Genomic DNA, 18,074 nt, shown 5'->3' with positions numbered 1-18,074 from the left:
TTTCGTCGCGCGGTCCTATCCGCGAAGTCGGGGTTTTCCACCCTGTCCACGGCGCCAATTATGTCAGCCCTCACGGCAATGCGTGCGGGGCGCGCAGCCGCATCAATTGACCTGCCGCGGGCACGCTCCTAAAACCGATCTCAAGTTCCAGCAGATCCAGCGCCTAAGTCGCGGCATTCAGGGAGAGATTCAATGCGTGATGTGTTCATTTGCGATGCCGTCCGGACCCCGATCGGCCGTTTCGGCGGCTCGCTCGCCAAAGTACGCGCCGACGATCTCGCGGCGGCCCCGATCAAGGCGCTGATGGCCAAGCACCCGACGCTCAATTGGAACGAGGTTGACGAGGTCTATTTCGGCTGCGCCAACCAGGCCGGCGAAGACAACCGCAACGTTGCGCGCATGGCGCTGCTGCTCGCAGGCATGCCGGAGTCGGTTCCCGGCCAGACCCTGAACCGGCTCTGCGCCTCCGGCCTCGATGCAGTCGGCGCTGCGGGCCGCGCCATCCGCGCCGGCGAGATCGATTTCGCGATCGCGGGCGGCGTCGAATCGATGACGCGCGCGCCGTTCGTGATGGGCAAGGCCGCGGAAGCCTTCTCGCGTTCGTCCGAGATCTACGACACCACAATCGGCTGGCGCTTCATCAATCCGCTGATGAAGGCGCAGTACGGCGTCGATGCGATGCCGGAGACCGGCGAGAACGTCGCCGAGGAATTCCAGGTGTCGCGCGCCGATCAGGATGCGATGGCGATCCGCTCGCAGCAGCGTGCGGGCGCGGCGATTGCGTCGGGCTATTTCGCCGAGGAGATCGTTCCGATCCAAGTGCCCGGCGGCAAGGCCGGCCCGATCACCGTCGACAAGGACGAGCATCCGCGTCCGGAGACCACGCTCGAAGGTCTCGCCAAGCTGAAGCCGATCGTGCGCAATCCGGGCACAGTGACCGCGGGCAACGCGTCCGGCGTCAATGACGGCGCCGCCGCGATGATCCTCGCTTCCGAAGCCGCGGTGAAGAAGCACGGCCTGACGCCGCGCGCAAAAATCCTCGGCCTTGCCTCGGCCGCGGTGCCGCCGCGCATCATGGGCATCGGTCCGGTGCCGGCAACGAAGAAGTTGGTCGAGCGCCTCGGCATCAAGGTGTCGGACTTCGACCTGATCGAGCTCAACGAGGCCTTCGCCTCGCAGGGTATCGCCTGCCTGCGCCAGCTCGGCGTCAAGGAAGACGCCGATTTCGTCAATCCGCATGGCGGCGCGATCGCGCTCGGCCATCCGCTCGGCATGAGCGGCGCGCGGCTGGTCTTGACCGCCGTGCACGGCATGGAGAAGCGGGGCGGGAAGCTTGCCTTGGCAACTATGTGCGTCGGAGTTGGTCAGGGCGTTGCGGTCGCGATCGAAAAACTTAATTAAGCCAATGGCTTGGAGGGGCTGAAAACAGCCCTTCCCCAATTTGGTTATGCATTATAATGATCTGACGTGAGCTCACCGGGCGCGTGGGCCGCGGAGGAATTCGCCATGACCTTGTTGTACCCGCTGCAATCGCTTGCGGCCCATCCGGCGCGGCTGTCGCCGGACTATCGTTCCACCGTGAAGCGTTCGCCGCAGAAGCCGCTGATCCCGCTGCGGCACACGCTCTCGGAGCTGACCGGCCCGGTCTATGGTCATGAGACGGTGCGCGCGCACGACAACGACCTCACCATCCAGGCCAAGGGCGAGCCGCTCGGCGAGCGCATCATTGTGCACGGCCATGTGCTCGACGAGGACGGCCGCGGCGTGCCCAACACGCTGGTCGAGCTGTGGCAGGCCAATGCCTGCGGCCGCTACATTCATGTCGTCGATCAGCACCCGGCGCCGCTCGATCCCAACTTCACCGGCGCCGGCCGCACGCAGTCCGATGCCAAGGGCTATTACAAGTTCATCACCATCAAGCCCGGCGCCTATCCCTGGGGCAATCACCATAACGCCTGGCGGCCCGCGCATATCCACTTCTCGGTGTTCGGCCACGCCTTCGTCTCGCGGCTGGTGACCCAGATGTACTTCCCGGGCGATCCGCTGTTCCCGTTCGATCCGATCTTCAACTCGGTGACGGACGAGAAGGCGCGGGCGCGGATGATCTCGTCGTTCGATCTCGACAACACCAAGCCGGAATGGGCGCTGTGCTACCGCTTCGATATTGTGCTGCGCGGGCAGAGTGCCACGCCGATGGAGACCAGGTAAGTGTCGAACCCGCGTCCTGATGGAATCACGCCTTCGCAGACCGTCGGCCCCTATTTCAAGTATGGCCTGACGCCGAACGGCGAATATGAATGGAACGACGCTTTTACCAACAACCTTCTGACGCCTGACGTCTCGGGTGAGCGCATCCGCGTCGAGGGCAAGGTCTATGACGGCGACGGCGCCGTGATTCCGGATTGCATGCTGGAGATCTGGCAGGCCGACGCGCAAGGGCGCTTCTCCGATCCGCAGGATGCGCGCGCGCTGCCCAATTCGAGCTTCAAGGGCTTTGGTCGCTGCGGCACCGACAAGAGCGGTGGCTACGCCTTCGACACCATCAAGCCGGGCGTGGTGCCGGATGCCGACGGCAAGCCGCAGGCGCCGCATATCGGGCTCGCGGTGTTCGCGCGCGGCATGCTGCTGCACCTCTACACAAGGATCTATTTCGACGACGAGGCCGGCAACGCCGCTGATTCTACGCTCGCGCTGGTGCCGGCGGAGCGCCGCGCGACGCTGATCGCCAGGCGCAAGGCCGGCGCGGGCAACGTCTACACCTTCGCCATCCATCTGCAGGGCGACAACGAGACGGTGTTTTTCGACGTCTAGCCCGGCCGCTAGCCGCCGCGCCGCAGCTCTTCGGTGGCGCGCCGGAGCACCTCGTGAAGCCATTCGTGCGAAGGCTCGTCCTCGACGCGTTCGTGCCAGAGCAGCCGAACCTCCACGGGCGTCGTGGTGTAAGGCAGTTCATAGGTCGTGATCGCATGTGCCTGCTCGAGTGCACGCGCCAGCGGCCGCGGGACGATCGCAGCCAACTCGGAATCGATCAGCAGTGCGGGCAGGGCAAGGAAGTGCGGCAGCGAGACCGCGATCCGCGGCGGCCGGTCGCTGTCGGACAGCGCCCGTTCGAGCGCGGGGCGATCGTACATCTCCGAACGCCTGGCGAGTCCGCGCTCGGAGATGAAGCCGCCAATCGCGCCTTCCTGCTCGCCGCCAAAGGACACCACGACCAACGGCAAGGTCGCGAGCTTTGCCTTGTCGAGCCGGCCAAGCTTGCGCCTTTTGCCGACGATCAGCACATCATTATATTCGAACAGCAGCGCCGTGCGGAAACGGCTCGGCGGCGACGAGAACACGCCGATCGCGACGTCGATGCGGCCGAGGTCGATCTGCTCGGCAAGATCGATCCGCGTCACCGGCTTGATGGTGAGGTCGATCGCAGGAGCTTCCCGGCCCAGGATCTTCAGGAGCGGCGGCGCCAGCACCATCGTCGTGAAGTCGTTGGCGGCCAGCGTGAACGGCTTGGTGGAGGCTGCTGGAGCGAAGGTCGGCAGCTCGACCGCTGCCTCCAGCGATCGCAGCGCCTGGCGAACCTGCGGCGCCATCGTCAACGCGCGCGCGGTCGGCTGCATGCCGGTGGCCGTGCGCACGAACAGGTCGTCATCCAGCATCTCGCGCAGCCGCGCCAGAGAGTGGCTGACAGCGGATTGGCTCAGCGCGACCTTCTGGCTGGCCCGCAGCACGCTGCGCTCCTCCATGACGGCGTCGAATACCTTGAGCAGATTCAGATCCAGGGTCTTGAAGGAAACGGACACGTTGAGAGTCCCCGTCTATGGCAGATCGCTCGCCTCGGCAAAATTCCGCGATCGACGGCAGTTAAGGCCAGGCGTCTGGCGGATGCAACCGAGCGGATTCTCCACGAGCGTATAGCCGTGTCGTCACCACCTGCCATCTGAAGCCGGTTCAGGATCACTCTGCAAGACTTTCACTTCCGCAACGCGGCGTTCTGGCCAAGATTGCCGGCACCGGGTTGGGAGGAGAAAAGCGATGAAGGCCTGGGTGATGTTGGCCCGAAGTGGCGCGCGTAAATCAATCGGACTGGCGTTGATGCTGGTGGCGACGGCGACGTCGGCGATTGCACAGAACGGGCCGGTCAGGCTCGGCGTGCTGACCGACATGTCGTCGCTGTACGCTGACAATGGCGGCCAGGGCTCGGTGGTCGCGGCGCAAATGGCGGTGGACGATTTCAAGGGCAAGGTGCTCGGCCGCCCGATCGAGATCGTTGCCGGCGATCATCAGAACAAGGCGGATATCGGCTCGGCGATTGCCCGGCGCTGGCTGGAGAACGACAATGTCGAGGCCATTCTCGATGTCCCGAATTCCGCGGTCGCGCTGGCGGTGCAGGGCATCACGCGCGACAAGAAGAAGCTGTTTCTCGCCACCGGCGCGGCAACGTCCCGGCTGACCGGCGACGAGTGCTCGCCGACCGGCATCCACTGGACCTACGATACCTATGCGCTGTCGCAGGGGACGACGAGGGCGATTTCGCGCCTCGGCGCCAGGTCCTGGTTCTTTCTTTCGGCCGACTACTCGCTCGGTGCGCAGCTTGAGGCCGACAGCCGCAAGGTGATCGACACGACCGGCGGCAAGGTGGTCGGCGCCGTGAAACACCCGATCAACACGCCCGATTTCTCGTCCTTCCTGCTGCAGGCGCAGGCCTCCAGGGCCGACGTGATCGCGCTCGCCGACGCCGGCGGCGACTTCATCAACGCCGTGAAGCAGGCCGGCGAGTTCGGGGTGACGCGCGGGCAGAAGCTTGCCGGCCTGATCGTCTTCATCGCCGACATTCACAGCCTTGGGCTGCAGAGTGCGCAAGGCCTGATGCTGAGCTCGGCGTTCTACTGGGACCTCAACGACGAGACGCGGGCGTGGTCGAAGCGCTTCATCGAGAAGACGAAGAAGGTGCCCACCATGATCCACGCCGGCACCTATGGCGCGGTCATGCACTACCTCAAGGCGGTCGAAGCCGCCGGCACGCTCGATGGGCCGACTGTCGCCGCCAAGATGCGCGAATTGCCGGTGAACGATTTCATGACCCGCAACGGCAGGATCCGTCCCGACGGCCGGCTGGTCCGCGACATGTATCTGTTCCGCGTCAAGTCGCCGGCAGAGTCGAAATACCAGTTCGACTACTACCAGCTGCTGGCCACGATCCCGGGTGAAGAGGCCTTCAGACCGATGGAGGACGGCGGATGCTCGCTCGTGAAGAAGTCGTGATCGACCGGGACGCGGCGTGCGGCGTTGCGCGCAATCCGATCGACGAGGTGATCGCCGGCCGGCTGTCGTGCCGCGAGTTCTCCGGCAGTCCGGTCTCGCGAGCGACCGTCGAGCAGATCCTGCGCGTGGCGCGGTTCGCGCCGAGCGGCGCGAACATCCAGCCCTGGCACGTCTATGTGCTCGCCGGCGCCGCCAAGACCGAGGTGTCGGCTGCGCTTCTGCATGCGTATGAGAACGAGCCGAGCGAGCACGTCTCCGAATATCAGTACTACGCCAGCGCCTTCCCCGAACCGTATCTCGGCCGTCGCCAGGAGTTCGGGCGATTGTTCTATAACTCGCTCGGGATCGCGCAAAGCGACACTGCGGCGAGGAGCCGGCAGACCGCAAAGAACTTCGTGTTCTTCGGCGCGCCGGTTGGATTGATCGTCACCATCGATCGGCGTCTCGCGATGGGAAGCTGGCTCGATCTCGGCATGTTCATCCAGAACGTGATGCTGGCGGCGGTCGGACGCGGGCTGCAATCCTGTCCGCAGGAGACCTTCGCCAGATTCCATCGGATCTTGCGTCCGCTGCTGTCGATCCCCGCCGAGCAGATGGTGGCCTGCGGGATCTCGATGGGCCACCCCAGGGAGCGGTCGCGCACGCGGCTGATGCCGCGCGCGGAACTGGAGGCATTCGCCTCCTTCAAGGGTTTCGAGGATTAGACAGGAGAAAGTCATGGGAAGCCGGGAACAGCTTATCGAACGCAGCATTCCGTTTCTGCGCGAGGTCAAGGACATGACGCCGAGCGCGGCGATGGAGCGATGGCTCAACGAGACCTATGGAGAGGACAGCGCGCTGTACCAGGATCTCGCCCGCCTCATCAAAATGGGAGTCGAGGAGGGCTGGGCGGCGAACCAGGAGGTGGAAGGTCCGAACTATCGGCGCAGCCGCATCCTCGAGCCGGTCCCCGAGACGTTCCAGTTCAGCATCACCGCGGTCTACATGAACAGCACCGATCCGCGCCGCTTCAAGGACGAGGACGATCACGACGTGCTGCGCGGGCAATATCATGGTCACCCCTATGGCGAGCTCAACCTCGTCGTTCCCCTCGACAAGGGCGCGCAGTTGAAGGGGCTGCAGGGCTGGCAGGGGCCGGGCTGGACCGCGCCGGATCCCGGCAGCCGGCACTATCCGGAGGTCAGGGGCGGCGCGGTCATCGCACTGTTCTATCTGCCGGCTGGGCGCATCTCCTACGATTTCAAGGCGCCGGCCTGATATCCGGCGCGGGCGGCAATCCGGTCTGGAGAAAGCTCATGACGTTGATCTACCCTGTCGCTTCGAACAGCGTCCATCCCGCGCGCCTGTCGCCTGCGTACCGGAGCGCGATCAAGCGTTCGCCGCAAAAGCCGCTGATCCCGATGCGGCACACGCTCTCGGAACTGACCGGGCCGGTCTACGGTCATGAGACCGTGCGCGCGCACGACAACGATCTCACCATCCAGGCCAAGGGCGAGCCGCTCGGCGAGCGCATCATTGTGCACGGCTATGTGCTCGATGAGGACGGCCGCGGCGTGCCCAACACCCTGGTCGAGCTGTGGCAGGCCAATGCCTGCGGCCGCTACATTCATGTCGTCGATCAGCACCCGGCGCCGCTCGATCCCAACTTCACCGGCGCCGGCCGCACGCAGTCCGATGCCAAGGGCTATTACAAGTTCATCACCATCAAGCCCGGCGCCTATCCCTGGGGCAATCACCATAACGCCTGGCGGCCCGCGCATATCCACTTCTCGGTGTTCGGCCACTCGTTCGTCTCGCGGCTGGTGACCCAGATGTATTTCCCCGGCGATCCCTTGTTTCCGTTCGATCCGATCTTCAACTCGGTGACCGACGAGAAGGCGCGGGCGCGGATGATCTCGTCGTTCGATCTCGACAACACCAAGCCGGAATGGGCGCTGTGCTACCGCTTCGATATCGTGCTGCGCGGGCAGAGTGCCACGCCGATGGAGACCAGGTAAGTGTCGAACCCGCGTCCTGATGGAATCACGCCTTCGCAGACCGTCGGTCCCTATTTCAAGTACGGCCTGACGCCGAACGGCGAATACGAATGGAACGACGCCTTCACCAGCAATCTGTTGACGCCTGACGTCTCGGGTGAGCGCATCCGCGTCGAGGGCAAGGTCTATGACGGCGACGGCGCCGTGATCCCGGACTGCATGCTGGAGATCTGGCAGGCCGATAGCCAGGGCCGCTTCTCCGATCCGCAGGATGCGCGCGCGCTGCCCAATTCGAGCTTCAAGGGCTTTGGCCGCTGCGGCACCGACAAGAGCGGTGGCTACGCCTTCGACACCATCAAGCCGGGCGTGGTGCCGGATGCCGACGGCAAGCCGCAGGCGCCGCATATCGGGCTCGCGGTGTTCGCGCGCGGCATGCTGCTGCACCTCTACACCCGGATCTATTTCGACGACGAAGCCGGCAACGCCGCTGATTCCACGCTGGCGCTGGTGCCGGCCGAGCGCCGCGCGACCTTGATCGCCAGGCGCAAGGCCGGCGCGGGCAGCGTCTACACCTTCGACATCCATCTGCAGGGCGACAACGAGACCGTGTTCTTCGACGTCTAGCTGCGTGCCGCCAGCGGCGCGCAATTCCAGCATTGAAGGGGACCGAAATCCGCTGCGCGCGTTCGCCGCAGCGGATTCTGCTTGATCATGCGTCATCGGTTATATAACAATAGTATTATATAACCGATGCGAGATGAAGCATGGCCAACCTCGATGCCGCCTTTTCCGCGCTCGCCGACCCGACCCGCCGGGCGATCCTGGCGCGCCTCGCGCTGGGCGAGGCGACGGTCATGGAGCTGGTCGAGCCGTTCGACATGACCCAGCCCGCGATCTCCCGCCATCTCAAGGTGCTCGAGGGAGCCGGCCTGATCGTGCGGCGCATCGAGGGCACCAAGCGGCCATGCCGGCTGGCGCCATCGGCGGTTGCCGAGATCGATCGATGGCTCGGCATGCTGCGCCGTGCGCTGGAAACCAATTACGACCGGCTGGACGACGTGCTGGCCGCAATGAAGCCTGAGCAGTGAAGGGTATCCCCATGAGCAAGTTGACGCTGAAGACCGAAGGCGACCGCTATGTCGTCGTGACCAGGCGCTTCGTCGCGCCGCCGGAGGCGGTGTATCGGGCGCATACCGAGCCGGAGCTGTTGCAGAAATGGCTGCTCGGTCCCGACGGCTGGACCATGCCGGTCTGCATCAGCGAGGCGAAGCCCGGCGGCAGGATCCGCTACGAATGGACCGACGGGAAGGGCGGCGGCTTTCATTTGACCGGCGAATATCTCGCGCTCGAACCGTTCAGCCCGCATCGTGCATGTCGAGCGCATGCATCTGCCGGATCCGACGCCGGACAATCATGTCGAGACGCGCTTTGCGCCCGACGGCGACGGCACCTTGATGACGATGCGGATGACCTTGCCGGATGCCGAAACGCGCGCAGCGATGCTCGCGACCGGCATGGAGCACGGCATGGAAGACAGCTATGCTCGGCTCGACCGCATGAGCTGAACGCGACTGACGTGAGGGACAATGCGCGACCGTTTCCTGACGGGGCTGATTGGCTATCCGATCGCGCATTCGGCGGCGCCTGCGATGCACGAAGCGGCCGCAGCAGCGCTCGGCGTTCGCGTCCACTACCAGCTCATCGAGGTCAACGGCGCCGGCCGCGACGAGCTGCGCGCGATGCTCGACGGCATCCGGCGGCTCGGCTTTGCCGGCGTCAATGTCACCTTTCCCTACAAGGAGGCGGTGGTCGAGCTGCTCGACGACCTCGCACCCGATGCGCGTGCGATCGGCGCGGTCAACACCATCGTCGTCGATCGCACGCGGCTGGTCGGACACAACACCGACGCGACCGGCTTTGCGCGCGCAATCGCGCCGCTGCTTGCGTCAGCGCCGCGCGGCCCGATCGCGCTGATCGGTGCCGGCGGCGTCGGCAAGGCGATCGCCTTCGCGCTCGCCGGCCTCGGTGTCGGTGAAATCAGGATCTTCGACGCCGATGCTGCCAGGGCGGCACAGCTTGCGGCCCAGTTGCGGGATCGCCATGCGGTCCGCGCCGCTAGCGTCGAGGCCGCGGTCGATGGCGCGACCGGCGTCGTCAACGCAACGCCGGTCGGCATGCTGCCGAGCCGCGACAGTCCTGTGCCGGACGGCTTGTTGCATCCGTCGATGTGGGTCGCCGACGCCGTCTACACGCCGCTGTGGACGCCGCTGCTGTTGGCGGCCAAGGCCAAGGGCGCCAAAGTCCTGACCGGGCGCGATCTTGCGATCTACGCAGCAGCGGACGCGTTCGAATTGTTCACGACGATGATGCCTTCGACTGATGTCATGGCAAATGCGTTCGACGCGGTGATGGCCGCACGCTACTCTCCGCCCGCCTGAAGGGCGGAGACATCACATGACAAAAATCAGGATCGGGCTGGCCGGCTGCGGCTTCGTGTCGGAGCTGCACATGGTTGCCTACCGGCGCGTCTATGGCGTCGACGTCGAGGTGAGGGCGGTCGCGGCGCGCGGCGATCATGTCAATGCGTTCGCGTGCAAGCACGCAATCCCGAACGCCTATCGCAGCTTCGCCGAGTTGGTCGCCGACCGCGAGCTTGACGTCATCGACATCTGCACGCCGCCCAATCTGCATGCCGGGATGATCGTCGAGGCGATGCAGGCGGGCAAGCACGTGATCTGCGAGAAGCCGTTCAGCGGTTATTTCGGCCGCGACGGTGACAAGGCGCCGATCGGCAGGTACGTGCCGAAAGCGCTGATGTACCAGCGGGTGATGGAGGAGATGGAGGTGACCCGCGCCGCGATCGAGCGAAGCGGACAACTCTTCATGTATGCCGAGGACTGGATCTACGCGCCGGCGGTGACCAAGACCGCGGAGATCATCCGCGCGACAGGCGACAAGATCCTGTTCATGAAGGGCGAGGAGAGCCATTCCGGCTCGCATGCGGCGCATGCCGCCGAGTGGGCGATGACCGGCGGCGGCTCGCTGATCCGGATGGGCTGCCATCCCTTGTCGGCGGTGCTCTATCTCAAGCAGGTCGAGGCCAAAGCCCGCGGCGAGGCCATCACGGTCGCAAGCGTCACCTGTGACGTCGGCAATGTCACCGCCGGCCTCAAGCCGGAAGAGCGCGCCTACATCAAGGCCAAGCCGGTCGATGTCGAGGATTGGGGCACGCTGACCGCAACCTTCTCCGACGGCACCAAGGCGACGGTGTTTTCCGGCGACATGATCATGGGCGGCGTGCGCAACCTGATCGAGACGTATACGAGCGGCGGCTCACTGTTTGCCAACATCACCCCGAACACGCATCTGACCAGCTACCAGACGAGCGAGGAGAAGCTCGCCTCCGTCTACATCACCGAAAAGGTCGATCGCAAAACCGGCTGGCAATATGTCTGTCTCGAGGAAGAATGGACCCGCGGCTACCTGCAGGAGATCCAGGACTTCATGGAATGCGTGACGACCGGCCGGCAGCCCCTTGCGGACCTCGCGCTGGCGTATGAGACGACCAGGGTGAACTACGCCGGCTACTGGGCGGCGGATGAGGGCAGGCGGGTGGTGCTGTAGGGTGGCGGGAGGAGCAGCGTGATTGCTCTCGTCCCATAGTGCGTATGCCGGGCCGTCCATCCTTCGAGGCTCGCTCCGCTCGCACCTCAGGATGACGGAGTCGAGAGCAGCATGTGAGTCTGGTACGTCGTCGCACTCCTTTTGGTTACCCTGCGGCTGCTCTTCCCTTCTCCCCTTGTGGGAGAAGGTGGCGCGCACAGCGCGCCGGATGAGAGGTTGTCACCGCGTCATTCGCTCGAGCGGCGAGGCGACATCTCACCTCACCTCGCTCCGCTTGCGGGGAGAGGTCGGATTGCATCGCCAGATGCAATCCGGGTGAGGGGGTACAGGTCTCATCGCGATCGCATTCGCGGAGAGAAGCCCCTCACCCCAACCCTCTCCCCGCAACAGCGGGGCGAGGGAGCGCAGCCCCGATGCGGCGGCAGTCTCGCCTCGTCGCCACGCTACGCCGCGTAGACCGAGCCCTTCGGCAGCGGGAACACCGGATCCTGCGTGCGGATATTGGTCGGCCACACCACGGTGATGCGCTCGCCGGCGTTCTGCATCACGACCGGCGTCGAGCGCTCGTTCTGGCCGGACAGCGGCGTGCCCGGCGGATAGAACTTCACGCCATAGCCCTGGATGGTGCCGCCTGCGGGGATGTCGACGTCGAGCGCCGCCTTGCGGATCGCCTCGGGATCGAAGCCGCCGTACTTCTCCTTGGCGACCGGCAGCACATTGTTGAGCAGGATCCAGGTCTGGTTGAAGCCCATCGAGCAGTGCGGCGGCACTTCGGTCGCATTGGTCTTCTCGCGGTAGCGCGCGACCATGGTCTTGGTGAGGTCGCCGATTCCCGGCGCGAGCTTGGCGGGATCGAGCAGCTGCGCCGGCACCGGATCGATGTTGCAGAAATTGTCGATGTCGGCGCCGAAGGTCGCGCGCAGCTTGTCGAGCTGGCTGTAGCCCGCGCCGGCGCCGAACAGCATCTTGAACTTCAGCCCGCTCTCGCGTGCCTGGCGCAGGAACAGCGTGATGTCGGGATTGTAGCCGGCATGCGAGATCACGTCGGCCTTGGCGCGCTTCAGCTTGGTGACCAGCACCGAGAGATCGGGCGCGGAGGCGGAATAGCCCTCCTTCAGCGCGACCTGGAGCCCGACCTCCTTGGCGAAGGCTTCGTCCGCGGCGGCGACGCCGACGCCATAGGGTCCGTCCTCATGGATCAGCGCCACCTTAACGTCCTTCGGCTCCATGCCGAGCTTGGCCTTGGCGTGCTCGTTGATGAAGCTCGCGAAGGCCTGGCCGTACTGGTCGGAATGGATCTGCGCGCGGAATACGTATTGCAGGTTCTTGTCCTTGAACACAGCGGTCGAGACTGCGGTCGTGATCCACAGGATCCGCTTCTGCTGCTCGACCTTGGCGGCGAGCGGCACCGCGTGGGAGCTTGCGAACACGCCGTTGAGGATGTCGACCTTCTCCTGGTCGATCAGGCGATTGGCCTCGTTGATCGCGACATCAGGCTTGCTCTGGGAATCGACGTTGACCGGCGCGATCTTGTACTTGCCACCGATGCCGCCCTTCTCGTTGACGAGGTCGATCGCGATCTGGGTGCCGATCGAGGAGGCGACCGAGCCGCCGGCGGCGAACGGGCCGGTCAGGTCGTAGATCACACCGATCCGGACCGTTTCGGCCTGCGCCCGCGCCCGTGTCCAATCCAAGCTGAAAGCAGCGGCGGCAGCCGCTGAAGTCTTCAGCAGCGTCCTGCGTGAAGTCGGCATCGCGTCCTCCCCTGAAACCGTCAGTTGTGTGACGGGTCCTGCTTGTTTTCGCGGAGTATTGGGAGGCGAGGTCGGAAAGTCAACGCGGCTCGCGGCTGCGGCGTCTTGCGCTTTCGGAGGGGCGTCCTCACTCTTTCACCGTCACCCTGAGGAGCGCGTAGCGCGTCTCGAAGGGTCGACGGCCACCAACGGGGCCGTGCATCCTTCGAGGCTCGCAAGTGCTCTCGCCTCAGGATGACGGTGTGACCAATCGCCCCGACACTCGGAGAACGTAGGGCGAAAACCTACTCCATCACCGCGGCATGGTCCGACGGCGTGGACTGCGAGCGCAGCGTGGCCTTGGTCGAGCCGATCATCAGCGCGAGCGGGATCGAGACCAGGATGAACAGCATCACCAGCTGGTAGTCGTGCGAGAACGCGATGATCTGCGACTGCGCCGCCACCATCTTGTCGGCCATCGCGCGGCCGGCATCGGTGTTGAGGTTGATCATGCCCGATACGTCGGGCATCTGCAGCGCGTGGTTGAACGGATTGATCTGCTCCGACAGCTTTGCGTAGATCCGCCGTCCGCCTTCCGTCAGCTGCGCGATCACGATCGAGATGCCGACCGAACTTGCCACGTTGCGCAGCAGCGTCAGCATCGAGGTGCCGTCGGTGCGCAGATGGTTGGGCAGCGACATGAACGCCACCGTCGACAGCGGCACGAACACGAGGCCGAAGCCGAAGCCCTGGACCACGCTGACGACGATGATCTCGTTGGCCTGCGTCATGTCGGTCCAGCCGGTCATCTGGAACAGCGAGGCCGCGGTCAGCGCCAGGCCGGAGATGATCAGCGTGCGCGCCTCGATATAGCGCATCATGCGGCCGACCAGCATCATCGCGACGAAAGTGCCGGCGCCGCGGGTCGCCAACAACAGGCCCGCGGTGATGATCGGGTAGCCGACCACATTCTGCAGATAGGGCGAGGACAGCGCCATGGTCGAATACAGCACGAGGCCCATGACAGTCATGAACACGCAGCCGCCGAGGAAGTTTTTGTCCTTGAACAGCGCGAACTGGATGAACGGCCGGCTGGTCGTCAGCGAATGGGCGAAGAAATAGTAGAAGCCGACCGCGGAGACGATGAATTCGATCATGATCTCGTTGGATTCCAGCCAGCCAAGCTGCTCGCCGCGGTCGAGCGCGAGCTGCAGCGAACCGATCGCAACCGCGAGCGCGCCGAACCCGAACCAGTCGAAGCGCAGATTGAGGTCCTGCTTGGTCTCGTCCATGAAGACCGCGAGCCCGAGCACCGTGATAGCACCGAACGGGAGGTTGACGAAGAACACCCAGTGCCAGGAATAGGTCTCGGTCAGCCACGCGCCCAGTGATGGTCCCATGATCGGGCCCATCATCACGCCCATGCCCCAGATCGACATCGCTTTCGCGCGCTCATGCAGCGCGTAGGAGTCGAGCATCACCGCCTGCGACAGCGGCACCAGCGCCGCGCCGAACACGCCCTGCAGCAGGCGGAACAGCACCATCTGGTTGATGTCCTGCGCCAGGCCGCAGAACACCGAGGCGACGGTGAAGCCGGCCGAGCAGATGATGAAGATGCGCTTCCGGCCATAGCGGTTGGCGATCCAGCCGACCGGCGCGGTCATGATCGCGGCCGCGACGATGTAGGAGGTCAGCACCCAGTTGATCTGGTCCTGCGAGGCCGACAGCGAGCCCTGCATATAGGGCAGCGCGACGTTGGCGATCGTGGTGTCGAGCGCCTGCATGATCGTCGCGGTCATCGCGCAGATCGTCACCATGTTCCGGCGCATGCCGGGTACGGCGGATGGTGACGGTGCATTCATTCAGGTCGGTCCTGTTCGAGCGTTGGAAACCCCCTCCCCCGCAAGCGGGAGAGGGGGCGCACTGTCTCTGCGGTCGATGATCGACCGCTTCTTCTCTCTACTCGTGGTCCGGGTGCGCCGAGGCCGGCGCCAGCCCGAGCAGGCCGGCCAGCGTACGGCGGTGGTTGGTGTCGATCGTCGCGTAGACGCTCATGCCAGCTTTCAGCTTCTTCACGAACGGATCGTTCTCGTCGAAATAGATCCGCACCGGCACGCGCTGCACCACCTTGACGAAATTGCCGGTCGCGTTCTGCGGCGGCAGGATCGCGAACTGCGCGCCGGTGCCGGGCGACAGCGAGCCGACCTTGCCCTTGAACCGATGGTTCGGGAACGCGTCGACGTCGAGCTCAACCGGCTGGCCGACCGCGACATAGGTGAAGTCGCTTTCCTTCGGATTGGCGTCGACCCAGGGATGGTCGACATCGATGATCGAGAACACCGGCGAGCCGGCGGCGACGAAGCGGCCGAGCTGGATCTGGTCGACTTGGGTCGCGACGCCATCCATCGGCGCGCGCAGCACGGTGTGGTCGAGATTGCGCTGGGCGTCGTCGAGCTTGGCCTTAGCCTGGGCGTAGGGCGGGAACTGCTCGATCGGCAGGTCGACGTCGCCGAGCAGCTGCGTCTTGTCCTTGGAGATCTGCTGCCTGATGTATTGCGCCAGGCTCTCGGCTGTCACTTGCGCGTTCGCCGCGTTGTCGAGGTCGAGCTGCGAGCCGAAATTCTGCTTGGCCAGCGTCGACTTGCGTTCGACGTCGCGCTTCTTCAATTCGATGCTCTGCTGGGCGAATTCCAGCATCCTGCCGTTGATCTTGATGTTGTCGACTAGGTTGTCATAGGTGGTCCTGGTCTGGTCGAGCGCGGCCTTGGCCTGCGCCACCGCGAGGCGGAACGGCACCGGATCGATCTCGAACAGTTCGTCGCCCTTCTTGACGTGCTGGCCTTCCTTCACGACGATCTTGTCGATCTTGCCGGAGATTTCCGGCGTGATCAGCACCTTCTGCGCCCCGACATAGGCATCGTCGGTGCCGACATAGCGGCCGCCATTGAGATAGAACACGATGCCGCCGATCGCAGCGAGCGTCGGCAGCACGACCAGCAGCAGCGTGCGGCGATAGCGCCGCAGGCCCGCCATCAGGCGACGGCGCGGCGCGCGGCTGGCCTTGCCCGACGGGCTGGGCTCGCCCGGATTGCTCTTCTGCTCGGGCGCCAGCTTGAGGACGGGTTCAGCCATAGCGCTGTTCCTTTCGGGAGGGCTCGCCGGCTGGGGTCTGGACGGCATTGCGAACGTTTTCCTTGATCGATTCCAATTGGGTGAGCAGGCGATACGCGTCAGCGGGGCTGATGCCCTCGAGCGCGGTCGCGGTGAGTTCGGAGCGGAGGCCGGCGAGCTTGCCGAGCAGCGGGCGGGCGGCCTTCTTCAGATAGAGGCGGTTCACGCGGCGATCGTTCTCGTCGCTGCGGCGTTCGATCCAGCCATTGTCGCAGAGCTTGTCGATCAGCCGCGTCAGCGTGATCGGCTGCACCTCGAGCAGCTCGGCGAGCTCGGTCTGTTTCAACCCTTCCTGGCGTTCCACCTTGGACAGCACGGCCCATTGCGCGCGGGTGATGCCGTAGCGTGCGGCCTCCTTGTCCGCATAGACGCGGATCAGCCGGAACACTTCGCCCAGCGTAAACAAGAAATCGGTGTCCACGGAACCGCGCATCGATCCTGCCTCCATAAGCTTAGGATATAATAAGCTTGCTTATGATTTCTGCATGCCCGGTTAACGCGAGGCTGCCCCGCATTGCGGGCATGGCTGCAACGCGGCGACGGACCGGGGTTTGGAGCCGGGCTTTGGGAACGGGCGCGCAAATGCTACATATCGAGGCAATGAGCTTGGCCAAGCCGACATTTCCTGCCCCCGACCACGATCACGGCCGCTGCGCCGCGGACGCGATGGCGCATGCCGAGCAGGTTTGTGCGCGCCGCGGCCAGAAATTCACCCCGATCCGCCGTCAGGTGCTACAGGCGCTGCTGTCGAGCCATCGCCCGCTCGGCGCCTATGAGGTGATCGACGAGCTGGCCAAGACGATGCCGCGGCCGGCACCGATTACCGTCTACCGCGCGCTCGACTTCCTGATGGAGAACGGCCTCGTCCACCGCATCGAGAGCCGCAACGCCTTCCTCGCCTGCGCGCATGACCATGACGAGACCTCGATGGTGGCGTTCCTGATCTGCGACCATTGCGGCTCGGTCGGCGAGATCCCGGCCGCCCCCGTCGCGCAAAGCCTGACCGCGGCGGCGCGGGCCTCGGGGTTCATCCCGAAACTCTCCGTCGTCGAGATCGCCGGCACCTGTGCGCACTGCCAGAAGACGTGATGGCGCGATGGTTTCAGCTAACTCGCACTGCTTTCGAGCTACCTCGCCCCGCTTGCGGGGAGAGGTCGAAATTCGCGGTAGCGAATTTCGGGTGAGAGGGACTCTCCGCACGCTCGCCTCTATCGAATTTGCGGCGACGGCCCCTCACCCCAACCCTCTCCCCGCAAGAGCGGGGCGAGGGAGCCCAACCGGCAATTAACAACACGGCACCAAGCCGGCCCGCGAGGAAACATGTCGACCCAAGCGATCTCCGCCAGCGTCACAAGGCCCGTCAGCGTCGGACACGGGCTGCCGCCCGGCGCCATCGCCGTGATGCTGATGCTGTGCGTGAGCTGGGGCTTCAACCAGCTCGCGGTCAAGCTTGCGCTGCCCGACGTGCCGCCGATGCTGCAGGCGATGATCCGCTCCGCCGGCGCGCTGCCGGTGATGCTGATCGTCGGCCACCTGCGCGGGGTCAAATTCTTCGAGCGCGACGGCACGCTCGTGCCCGGGATCATCGCCGGGCTGATGTTCGGCTGCGAGTTCGTGCTGATCTTCACCGGACTGGTCTTCACCTCGGCCTCGCGCGCCTCGGTGTTCCTCTACACCGCTCCGTTCTTCGTTGCGCTCGGCTCGCACCAGTTCCTCGGCGAGCGTCTCTCGACCGTGCAGTGGAGCGGGCTTGCGCTGAGCTTTGCCGGCGTCGCGCTCGCGATCGGCGTGCCGCAGCCGAACGTCGATGCCAAGGTGCTGCTCGGCGACCTCATGGTGGTCGGCGGCGGCGCGCTGTGGGCGGCAACTACGCTGGTCGCCAAGGGCACGGGCTTGCGCAAGGCCGCGCCGGAAAAGGCGCTCGGCTACCAGGTCGCGATCTCGATTCCGATCCTCGGCCTCGCCGCCTGGATCGCGGGCGAGCGCATCGAGCATGTGCCGAGCGCGCTGTCGATCTCGCTGCTCGCCTATCAGGCGGTCTGGGTGGTGGGCTGCACGTTTGTCATCTGGTTCGCGATGGTGAAAACCTACTCCGCGAGCAAGCTGTCGGCCTTCACCTTCGTCACGCCACTGTTCGGCGTCGTCGCGGCCTATTTCATCATGCACGACACGCTGACGGCGGTGTTCGGCGTCGCCGCGCTGCTGGTGATCGCAGGGCTCTATCTCGTCAACAAGCCCGACCCGAAGGTGACGCCGGATCCCAACGTGCCGGCGTGAGGTTAACCTGGGTGCCGTGCGCTCAACTCTCTCC

19 protein-coding genes and 1 pseudogene are annotated in these 18,074 nt (G+C 65.0%); 15 read left to right on the top strand and 5 right to left on the bottom strand.

Going from position 1 to position 18,074, the window contains the following annotated elements; all coding sequences use genetic code 11:
* Window positions 1-192: 192 nt before the first annotated feature.
* From pcaF to pcaG (ACVW1B_RS33740), 3 genes are all read left to right on the top strand, one after another.
* Window positions 193-1,401 carry a 3-oxoadipyl-CoA thiolase gene (pcaF, locus tag ACVW1B_RS33750; protein WP_028337987.1) on the top strand — a complete coding sequence of 403 codons (1,209 nt, stop codon included), beginning with the start codon at window positions 193-195 and terminating at the stop codon, window positions 1,399-1,401.
* A 105-nt stretch (window positions 1,402-1,506) separates the two neighbouring features.
* Window positions 1,507-2,208, top strand: a complete 702-nt coding sequence (pcaH, locus tag ACVW1B_RS33745) for a protocatechuate 3,4-dioxygenase subunit beta (protein ID WP_253605988.1) — start codon at window positions 1,507-1,509, stop codon at window positions 2,206-2,208.
* Entirely contained in the window at window positions 2,209-2,811 is a 603-nt protein-coding gene (gene pcaG, locus ACVW1B_RS33740) for a protocatechuate 3,4-dioxygenase subunit alpha (protein WP_456822755.1), read from the top strand.
* Window positions 2,812-2,819: 8 nt separating this feature from the next.
* On the opposite strand, the gene ACVW1B_RS33735 is transcribed toward pcaG (ACVW1B_RS33740), so the two are convergent.
* Entirely contained in the window at window positions 2,820-3,797 is a 978-nt protein-coding gene (locus tag ACVW1B_RS33735) for a LysR family transcriptional regulator (protein ID WP_076824662.1), read from the bottom strand.
* 232 nt (window positions 3,798-4,029) lie between these two features.
* Here ACVW1B_RS33735 and ACVW1B_RS33730 point away from each other — a divergent pair, with 232 nt between their 5' ends.
* The 10 genes and pseudogenes from ACVW1B_RS33730 to ACVW1B_RS33685 all read left to right on the top strand — a co-directional run bounded on the left by ACVW1B_RS33730 (window position 4,030) and on the right by ACVW1B_RS33685 (window position 10,859).
* Window positions 4,030-5,259, top strand: coding sequence for an ABC transporter substrate-binding protein (locus tag ACVW1B_RS33730; RefSeq protein WP_456822754.1), 1,230 nt, complete (start codon window positions 4,030-4,032; stop codon window positions 5,257-5,259).
* Window positions 5,235-5,963: a nitroreductase gene (locus tag ACVW1B_RS33725; protein WP_092090654.1), complete on the top strand. Its 729-nt coding sequence runs from the start codon at window positions 5,235-5,237 to the stop codon at window positions 5,961-5,963. The genes ACVW1B_RS33730 and ACVW1B_RS33725 overlap by 25 nt, the downstream gene beginning before the upstream one ends.
* Window positions 5,964-5,976: 13 nt before the next feature.
* On the top strand, window positions 5,977-6,516 hold the full coding sequence (locus ACVW1B_RS33720) for a 4-hydroxylaminobenzoate lyase (RefSeq protein WP_028344386.1): 540 nt from the start codon (window positions 5,977-5,979) through the stop codon (window positions 6,514-6,516).
* 38 nt (window positions 6,517-6,554) lie between these two features.
* On the top strand, window positions 6,555-7,256 hold the full coding sequence (pcaH, locus tag ACVW1B_RS33715; RefSeq protein ID WP_456822753.1) for a protocatechuate 3,4-dioxygenase subunit beta: 702 nt from the start codon (window positions 6,555-6,557) through the stop codon (window positions 7,254-7,256).
* Entirely contained in the window at window positions 7,257-7,859 is a 603-nt protein-coding gene (pcaG, locus tag ACVW1B_RS33710; protein ID WP_456822752.1) for a protocatechuate 3,4-dioxygenase subunit alpha, read from the top strand.
* Between the two features lie 140 nt (window positions 7,860-7,999).
* A complete protein-coding gene (locus ACVW1B_RS33705; RefSeq protein WP_456822751.1) occupies window positions 8,000-8,323 on the top strand; it encodes an ArsR/SmtB family transcription factor in 324 nt (107 codons plus the stop codon).
* An 11-nt stretch (window positions 8,324-8,334) separates the two neighbouring features.
* Window positions 8,335-8,529 (top strand): annotated as a pseudogene (locus tag ACVW1B_RS33700) (SRPBCC domain-containing protein); the annotation flags it as partial.
* 88 nt (window positions 8,530-8,617) lie between these two features.
* The gene (locus tag ACVW1B_RS33695) at window positions 8,618-8,800 is read left to right on the top strand and encodes an SRPBCC domain-containing protein (RefSeq protein WP_456822750.1); all 183 of its coding nucleotides are present in this window, start codon (window positions 8,618-8,620) and stop codon (window positions 8,798-8,800) included.
* 21 nt (window positions 8,801-8,821) lie between these two features.
* Window positions 8,822-9,673 (top strand): shikimate dehydrogenase, encoded by an 852-nt coding sequence (locus ACVW1B_RS33690; protein ID WP_456822749.1) that lies wholly within the window; start codon window positions 8,822-8,824, stop codon window positions 9,671-9,673.
* Window positions 9,674-9,689: 16 nt separating this feature from the next.
* A complete protein-coding gene (locus tag ACVW1B_RS33685; RefSeq protein WP_456822748.1) occupies window positions 9,690-10,859 on the top strand; it encodes a Gfo/Idh/MocA family protein in 1,170 nt (389 codons plus the stop codon).
* A gap of 443 nt (window positions 10,860-11,302) precedes the next feature.
* Here ACVW1B_RS33685 and ACVW1B_RS33680 read toward each other — a convergent pair whose 3' ends face one another.
* The 4 genes from ACVW1B_RS33680 to ACVW1B_RS33665 all read right to left on the bottom strand — a co-directional run bounded on the left by ACVW1B_RS33680 (window position 11,303) and on the right by ACVW1B_RS33665 (window position 16,196).
* A complete protein-coding gene (locus ACVW1B_RS33680; RefSeq protein WP_456822747.1) occupies window positions 11,303-12,613 on the bottom strand; it encodes an ABC transporter substrate-binding protein in 1,311 nt (436 codons plus the stop codon).
* A 284-nt stretch (window positions 12,614-12,897) separates the two neighbouring features.
* Entirely contained in the window at window positions 12,898-14,454 is a 1,557-nt protein-coding gene (locus tag ACVW1B_RS33675; protein ID WP_253606006.1) for an MDR family MFS transporter, read from the bottom strand.
* Window positions 14,455-14,551: 97 nt separating this feature from the next.
* Window positions 14,552-15,724, bottom strand: a complete 1,173-nt coding sequence (locus tag ACVW1B_RS33670; protein ID WP_253606008.1) for an HlyD family secretion protein — start codon at window positions 15,722-15,724, stop codon at window positions 14,552-14,554.
* Entirely contained in the window at window positions 15,717-16,196 is a 480-nt protein-coding gene (locus ACVW1B_RS33665; protein ID WP_085970781.1) for a MarR family winged helix-turn-helix transcriptional regulator, read from the bottom strand. Before ACVW1B_RS33665 ends, ACVW1B_RS33670 begins: the two co-directional genes overlap by 8 nt.
* Before the next feature lie 167 nt (window positions 16,197-16,363).
* Between ACVW1B_RS33665 and ACVW1B_RS33660 the strand changes: the two genes are divergently transcribed.
* Both ACVW1B_RS33660 and ACVW1B_RS33655 read left to right on the top strand, forming a co-directional pair.
* Complete coding sequence (locus ACVW1B_RS33660; protein WP_026191999.1) at window positions 16,364-16,852, top strand: Fur family transcriptional regulator; 489 nt, start codon at window positions 16,364-16,366, stop codon at window positions 16,850-16,852.
* 231 nt (window positions 16,853-17,083) lie between these two features.
* Window positions 17,084-18,040, top strand: coding sequence for a DMT family transporter (locus ACVW1B_RS33655; RefSeq protein WP_028343556.1), 957 nt, complete (start codon window positions 17,084-17,086; stop codon window positions 18,038-18,040).
* Window positions 18,041-18,074: the final 34 nt, after the last annotated feature.

This window comes from Bradyrhizobium sp. USDA 4502 (assembly GCF_054063355.1).
This window is presented reverse-complemented; position numbering and strand designations above follow the sequence as displayed.

Coding starts and splice junctions, on each gene's coding strand:
- pcaF (WP_028337987.1), top strand. CDS start 193: ATGCGTGATGTGTTCATTTGCGATGCCGTCCGGACCCCGATCGGCCGT.
- pcaH (WP_253605988.1), top strand. CDS start 1,507: ATGACCTTGTTGTACCCGCTGCAATCGCTTGCGGCCCATCCGGCGCGG.
- ACVW1B_RS33730 (WP_456822754.1), top strand. CDS start 4,030: ATGAAGGCCTGGGTGATGTTGGCCCGAAGTGGCGCGCGTAAATCAATC.
- ACVW1B_RS33725 (WP_092090654.1), top strand. CDS start 5,235: ATGCTCGCTCGTGAAGAAGTCGTGATCGACCGGGACGCGGCGTGCGGC.
- ACVW1B_RS33720 (WP_028344386.1), top strand. CDS start 5,977: ATGGGAAGCCGGGAACAGCTTATCGAACGCAGCATTCCGTTTCTGCGC.
- pcaH (WP_456822753.1), top strand. CDS start 6,555: ATGACGTTGATCTACCCTGTCGCTTCGAACAGCGTCCATCCCGCGCGC.
- ACVW1B_RS33705 (WP_456822751.1), top strand. CDS start 8,000: ATGGCCAACCTCGATGCCGCCTTTTCCGCGCTCGCCGACCCGACCCGC.
- ACVW1B_RS33695 (WP_456822750.1), top strand. CDS start 8,618: ATGCATCTGCCGGATCCGACGCCGGACAATCATGTCGAGACGCGCTTT.
- ACVW1B_RS33690 (WP_456822749.1), top strand. CDS start 8,822: ATGCGCGACCGTTTCCTGACGGGGCTGATTGGCTATCCGATCGCGCAT.
- ACVW1B_RS33685 (WP_456822748.1), top strand. CDS start 9,690: ATGACAAAAATCAGGATCGGGCTGGCCGGCTGCGGCTTCGTGTCGGAG.
- ACVW1B_RS33680 (WP_456822747.1), bottom strand. CDS start 12,613: ATGCCGACTTCACGCAGGACGCTGCTGAAGACTTCAGCGGCTGCCGCC.
- ACVW1B_RS33675 (WP_253606006.1), bottom strand. CDS start 14,454: ATGAATGCACCGTCACCATCCGCCGTACCCGGCATGCGCCGGAACATG.
- ACVW1B_RS33670 (WP_253606008.1), bottom strand. CDS start 15,724: ATGGCTGAACCCGTCCTCAAGCTGGCGCCCGAGCAGAAGAGCAATCCG.
- ACVW1B_RS33665 (WP_085970781.1), bottom strand. CDS start 16,196: ATGCGCGGTTCCGTGGACACCGATTTCTTGTTTACGCTGGGCGAAGTG.
- ACVW1B_RS33660 (WP_026191999.1), top strand. CDS start 16,364: ATGAGCTTGGCCAAGCCGACATTTCCTGCCCCCGACCACGATCACGGC.
- ACVW1B_RS33655 (WP_028343556.1), top strand. CDS start 17,084: ATGTCGACCCAAGCGATCTCCGCCAGCGTCACAAGGCCCGTCAGCGTC.